This window comes from Chitinophaga sp., assembly GCF_036566945.1.
Taxonomy (GTDB): domain Bacteria; phylum Bacteroidota; class Bacteroidia; order Chitinophagales; family Chitinophagaceae; genus Chitinophaga.
Genome location: NZ_DATCVJ010000344.1, coordinates 1 through 5,884 on the forward strand (window position 1 = coordinate 1; position 5,884 = coordinate 5,884).

Here is a 5,884-nt window from a genome sequence, read left to right on the forward strand (position 1 = left end):
AAAAAAGTGCCTTTTTTCTCTATTCCCGATACAACCATCAACTCCCATGTATGGCTGCTCAGCGGCACTACTGTGGTATTATACGGCGCCAGTCTGGCCGCGCTCAACACGGCCTGGTACAAGGGATACCCAAGATCCGGCTTCCATTTTTTTAATGATATGGGAGAATGGGGGCAAATGGACAAAGCCGGGCATATTTTCAGTGCCTATTTCATTGGAAAGTATAGCCGTGAAATGTGGCGCTGGTCCGGACTTCCCCGAAAAAAACAAATCTGGATAGGTGGCCTCAGCGGCTTCGCCTATCAATCCGTTGTAGAAGTACTGGATGGATATTCTTCCGAATGGGGATTTTCCTGGGGAGATATGGGTGCCAATGCCGTTGGCTCCGCATTGATGATCAGCCAGGAACTCGCCTGGAATGAACAACGTATTCAATTAAAGTTTTCCGCACATCCCCAGCATTATGATGATCCGGTGCTGCGGGAGAAAGCGGATCAGCTGTTTGGCAACACCTACTGGGAAAGAACACTCAAAAATTATAACGCCCAAACTTACTGGCTATCCGTCAACCTCTACTCGTTTCATAAAGAAGGCCGGATGCCTAAATGGCTGAATATCGCAGTGGGATATGGTGCGCAGGGTATGATCGGAGGCAGGGATAATACCTGGACAGACAGGTATGGCGTTTACCGCGACTACAGCGAACTACAACGCGTACGGCAGTTCTATCTCTCCCCCGATGTGGATTTTACCAAAATCCGCACCCGAAAAAAAGGAATCAAAGTGCTGTTCCAGGTATTAAATATGATAAAGTTTCCCGCCCCCACGTTAGAAATCAACTCGCAGGGGCGTATGAAAGTACATGCTATCTATTTCTAAAAAAGCTTATTCAAAATAAGCAGCAATAATCTCCTCTCCATTCATCTCTACTAATACCATATCCTGTAAGGTAGTAGCCAGTGAATAGCCCACGAAGTCAACAGACAGCGGAAAAGACTTATGCTTGCGGTCTACCAGCACAGCAGTCTGTATTTTTTTAGGCAGGAATTTCAATAATGGTTTCAGCGCATACAGCATGGTACGTCCGGAGTTGGCCACATCATCCACCACTACTATTACTTTATCATTGAAGTCAATATCCTCAGATACCACTACTTCTCCCGGATTTTGCTTATCCAGATGCAGTTCTATAATATGGGTTTTCAGGGGAGATATCTGTTCCAGTATAGCCGCAATCTTATGGGCGATGATTACACCACGATCCCAGATGCCTGCTAAAATGATATCAGTACCATCGCTGTTCAATTCATAGATTTCATAAGCGATACGTTCAATTTTCTTTTGAATGATATCCTGCGTTAGAATAATATTCCTGTTTTCCATGGTTGCAAAAATAAGCAATTCGTCGGTAGCAGTGAGCCATTGATAAAAAAATCAAATACACTAAATGCTAACAGCTAATGGCTGACAGCTAAAAAAGACATAAATTAGGGAGTCAAATCTGAGATAATGCGAATTGTACAAGAATTATTATTTGTAATCCTCTTTGGGGCAGCAGTGTATCTTTTTGCCCGGAAGGCAGGACAGATAAGGAAAAACATATTGCTGGGAAGAGATAAAGACCTGAGTGACCATCCGGATCTTCGATGGAAAAATCTCCTGCTGCTGGCATTCGGGCAAAAAAAGATGTTCCGTAATCCCCTGGTAGCTGTTCTCCACTTTTTTGTGTACGCCGGTTTTCTGATCATCAACCTCGAAATCCTGGAAATCATCCTGGATGGTATACTGGGCACACATCGTTTATTCGTTCCCGTATTAGGGAGCTTATATCCTGTTTTAATCAGTTTATTTGAAATACTGGCGGTACTGGTGCTTACCGGTTGTGCCATCTTTTTAATCCGTAGAAATATTTTAAAGCTGAAACGCTTTATCAGTAAAGATCTGGATGGATGGCCGCGTTCTGATGCCAACTACATTCTGATCACAGAAATAGTGCTGATGTTCCTATTTTTAACCATGGATGCGGCAGACCAGACATTGCAGGCCAGAGGAGTGGCACATTATATTCCTACCGGAAATTTCTGGGTTTCAGGAATGTTTACGCCATTATTCAGTGGCCTCTCTGATGGCACACTGGAAGCCATAGAACGCGGCTGCTGGTGGTTGCATATCACTGGTGTGCTGGCCTTCCTGAACTATCTCCCCTACTCCAAACACTTACATATTGTACTGGCATTTCCCAATGCATACTTCGCCAACCTGGAACCAGTGGGTGAAATGGAAAATATGCCAGCCGTACAACATGAAGTACAGTTAATGCTGCAGCCGGAGCTGGCCGTCAGTGCACCTGCATCTGATACCATGCCTAAGTTTGGCGCCAAAGATGTGATGGACCTTACCTGGAAAAACTTACTCGATGCCTATAGCTGTACAGAATGTGGCCGTTGCAGCGCCGCCTGCCCTGCCAACATCACCGGAAAATTATTGTCGCCCCGGAAAATCATGATGGATACCCGCGACCGCCTGGAAGAAGTAGGCCGAAATATTAAAGCTAATGGCAGCTTTACCGACGACAAGAAATCATTGTTACGCGATTATATTTCTGAAGAAGAACTCCGTGCCTGCACTACCTGTAACGCCTGCGTGCAGGAATGTCCGGTGAGCATCAGCCCTTTGGATATCATCGTGCAGCTGCGCCGTCATCTGGTCATGGAAGAATCCAGCGCGCCAGTGGAATGGACGGGGATGTTCAGCAACATTGAAAATAATATGGCCCCCTGGAAATTCAGTATGGACGACAGAGATAAGTGGGCGAATGAATAACATGGCCCTTCATCTTTTTCGGTTAATTTAAAAAATTAAAAATGCATATAAAGACAATGGCAGAATATGCCGCAAACGGAGAAACCCCTGAAGTCCTTTTCTGGGTAGGTTGTGCAGGTAGTTTTGATCAGCGTGCCCAAAAAATCACCAAAGCATTTACCACCATCCTCGATAAAGTAGGTATTCAGTTTGCCATTTTAGGGAAAGAAGAAAGCTGTACAGGAGATCCCGCCAGAAGAGCCGGCAATGAATTCATTTTCCAGATGATGGCGCAGAATAATATACAGCTCCTGAATATGTATGGGGTCAAAAAAATAGTAACGGCTTGTCCGCATTGTTTTAATACCCTGAAAAACGAATACCCTGCACTCGGCGGTAATTACGACGTTATTCACCATACCACTTTCCTCCAATCGCTGATTGATGAAGGAAAAATAAAGATGCAGGAAGGCGGCACCTTCAAAGGAAAAAAAATCACTTACCACGACTCCTGCTACCTCGGACGCGCTAATAATATATATGAAGCCCCCCGTAAAGTACTGGAAACACTGGATGCGGAACTGGTGGAAATGAAGCGTTGCCGCAGCAAAGGCTTATGCTGTGGCGCCGGTGGAGCGCAAATGTTTAAGGAAGAAGAAAAAGGTACTACCCGCATCAATTTTGAACGCGGTCAGGAAGCCGTAGCCACCGGTGCTTCCGTTATTGCCTCCAACTGCCCGTTTTGCATGACCATGCTAACAGATGGTGTAAAAGAAGTGGGCAAAGAAGAAGACGTAAAAGTGCTGGACATCGCGGAATTAATCGCACAAAGCATGCAATAAAAGAATTACGAATTACGAATTACGAATTACGGATTTGTGGGGAGCTATAAGCGAATACTGATCTTCGCGTATACTATCTCCCCACAAATCCGTAATTCGTAATTCGTAATTCGTAATTCTTTACCTTCGCATTATGAATACTAGCAACATCTTCCCTTCAGGCTTTTCTCCGGCCTCCAGGGTGTGGATATACCAGAGCAACAGACCGTTCAATGAACAGGAGATACTTGAAATCAATGAGCAGCTGCACCAGTTCACCGCGCAGTGGAATGCACATGGTGCACCTGTAAAAGGCTGGGGACAAGTAGTCCTGAATCAGCTGATTGTGCTGATCGCAGACGAATCTCAAACAGCAGTAAGTGGTTGTAGCACAGATAGTTCTGTTCGAATCATCAAAAGTATAGAACAGCAATACGAGGTAAAAATGTTTGATCGCCTCCTGCTGGGCTTTATCGTAAAAGACAAAGTACAGCTGCTGCCGATGGCGCAGGTAGCCTACGCCCTTGAACAAGGTTATATAGACGAAAACACCATCTACCTGAATAATACCGTATTAACCAGGCAGGAACTGGATACCCACTGGCTGCAGCCGCTGAAAGACAGCTGGATTGCGAAGAAGCTGGGGGTGAAGGCGTAAGCTCGATAACATCATTATCAGCCCTGTAACAGCCCTGCTGTTACAGGGCTTTTATTTTAACCGATTGCTGCCATTCTGTCATTTTGTTGTTTTTATTACCTATTTTTGCCTTCCAAAATTTTTGTCAGGATGCTTGATCTGGATACCAAAGTGCATGATGAAAGTCGCCAGGGAGAAGCTTTTTCTCCGGCAACGACTGGCACCCAAACATATACTAAAAAATTCTACATTGAAAGCTATGGTTGCGCGATGAATTTCAACGATAGTGAAATCGTTGCTTCCATACTTGGAGCAGAAGGCTATGGTCCTACCCGCAATGCGGAAGAAGCCAGTCTCATACTGCTGAATACCTGTTCCATCCGCGAAAAAGCAGAACAAACCGTACGTAAACGTCTCACCGAATTCAAAAAAATAAAACAACAAACACCAGGCATGCTGGTAGGCGTTTTAGGCTGCATGGCCGAACGTATTAAAGGCAAACTCCTGGAAGAAGAGAAACTGGTAGACCTGGTAGTAGGCCCCGATGCCTATCGCAGTCTCCCTGCCCTGATCGCTGAAGCAGAATCAGGTCAGAAATCAGTAAATGTTTTATTAAGCCGGGAAGAAACCTACGGCGATATCAGCCCGGTAAGACTGGACAACAACGGCGTCACTTCCTTTGTATCCATCATGCGGGGTTGTAATAATATGTGTACGTTCTGCGTGGTGCCTTTCACCCGTGGCCGGGAACGCAGCCGGGACGCTTATTCCATCGTGAAAGAAGCGACCGAACTATTTGAAAACGGCTACCGCGAAGTAACTCTTCTGGGCCAGAACGTAGACTCCTACTACTGGAACAACGACGACGGAACGGAAACCGTAACCTTTGCCATGTTACTCGAAAGGGTCGCATTGATCAATCCCTTACTGAGAGTACGTTTCAGCACCTCTCATCCTAAAGACATTACAGATGAAGTACTTTTCACCATGCTGAAGTACGATAACATCTGCAACTATATTCACCTCCCCGTGCAAAGCGGCAGCTCACGCATACTGCAACTCATGAACCGTACGTATACCCGCGAATGGTATATGAAAAAAGTGACCCGTATCCGTGAACTGATCCCTGACTGTGGCCTTTCTACCGATATTATTACCGGCTTCTGTACAGAAACAGAAGAAGACCACCAGGATACGCTGAGCCTCATGGAGTTTGCCCGCTACGACCTGGCCTATATGTATTTCTATTCTGAACGCCCCGGTACCCTGGCGGAACGCCGCTATCAGGACGATATACCGGAAGACGTGAAGAAAAGAAGACTGGCGGAAGTAGTGGAATTATACCGTGGCCATTCACAGGCCACCATGGAAAAAGAAGTAGGAAAAACCTTCCGTGTACTGGCAGAAGGTACTTCCAAACGCTCCGATGAACAGCTTTTTGGCCGCAATGACCAGAATAAGGTAATCGTATTCCCGAAAGAAAACTTTAAAAAGGGCGATTACGTTATGGTAAAGGTGGAAAGCTGCACATCCGGTACTTTGATAGGAAAAGCCGTACAATAGCCCCTGCTGATAAAGGGGCTGTATTTTTAACCATCAAACATATGAATAACCGCTTATGGAC

General features: G+C 45.5%; 6 protein-coding genes. 5 read left to right on the plus strand and 1 reads right to left on the minus strand.

Annotation, left to right across the window (positions count from 1 at the left end; translation table 11 throughout):
* A partial coding sequence (locus tag VIP81_RS10205) for a DUF2279 domain-containing protein (protein WP_331959419.1) occupies positions 1-879 on the plus strand: 879 nt, incomplete at its 5' end.
* Between the two features lie 6 nt (positions 880-885).
* On the opposite strand, the gene VIP81_RS10210 is transcribed toward VIP81_RS10205, so the two are convergent.
* Positions 886-1,383: a phosphoribosyltransferase family protein gene (locus VIP81_RS10210; RefSeq protein WP_331959422.1), complete on the minus strand. Its 498-nt coding sequence runs from the start codon at positions 1,381-1,383 to the stop codon at positions 886-888.
* 126 nt (positions 1,384-1,509) lie between these two features.
* On the opposite strand from VIP81_RS10210, the gene VIP81_RS10215 reads away from it, so the two are divergent.
* From VIP81_RS10215 to miaB, 4 genes are all read left to right on the plus strand, one after another.
* Complete coding sequence (locus VIP81_RS10215; RefSeq protein ID WP_331959425.1) at positions 1,510-2,823, plus strand: (Fe-S)-binding protein; 1,314 nt, start codon at positions 1,510-1,512, stop codon at positions 2,821-2,823.
* Positions 2,824-2,864: 41 nt separating this feature from the next.
* Positions 2,865-3,644 carry a (Fe-S)-binding protein gene (locus VIP81_RS10220; RefSeq protein WP_331959428.1) on the plus strand — a complete coding sequence of 260 codons (780 nt, stop codon included), beginning with the start codon at positions 2,865-2,867 and terminating at the stop codon, positions 3,642-3,644.
* A 133-nt stretch (positions 3,645-3,777) separates the two neighbouring features.
* Positions 3,778-4,281 carry a hypothetical protein gene (locus VIP81_RS10225; protein ID WP_331959431.1) on the plus strand — a complete coding sequence of 168 codons (504 nt, stop codon included), beginning with the start codon at positions 3,778-3,780 and terminating at the stop codon, positions 4,279-4,281.
* Positions 4,282-4,410: 129 nt separating this feature from the next.
* On the plus strand, positions 4,411-5,823 hold the full coding sequence (gene miaB / locus VIP81_RS10230; RefSeq protein ID WP_331959434.1) for a tRNA (N6-isopentenyl adenosine(37)-C2)-methylthiotransferase MiaB: 1,413 nt from the start codon (positions 4,411-4,413) through the stop codon (positions 5,821-5,823).
* Positions 5,824-5,884 lie beyond the last annotated feature (61 nt).

Coding starts and splice junctions, on each gene's coding strand:
- VIP81_RS10210 (WP_331959422.1), bottom strand. CDS start 1,383: ATGGAAAACAGGAATATTATTCTAACGCAGGATATCATTCAAAAGAAA.
- VIP81_RS10215 (WP_331959425.1), top strand. CDS start 1,510: ATGCGAATTGTACAAGAATTATTATTTGTAATCCTCTTTGGGGCAGCA.
- VIP81_RS10220 (WP_331959428.1), top strand. CDS start 2,865: ATGCATATAAAGACAATGGCAGAATATGCCGCAAACGGAGAAACCCCT.
- VIP81_RS10225 (WP_331959431.1), top strand. CDS start 3,778: ATGAATACTAGCAACATCTTCCCTTCAGGCTTTTCTCCGGCCTCCAGG.
- miaB (WP_331959434.1), top strand. CDS start 4,411: ATGCTTGATCTGGATACCAAAGTGCATGATGAAAGTCGCCAGGGAGAA.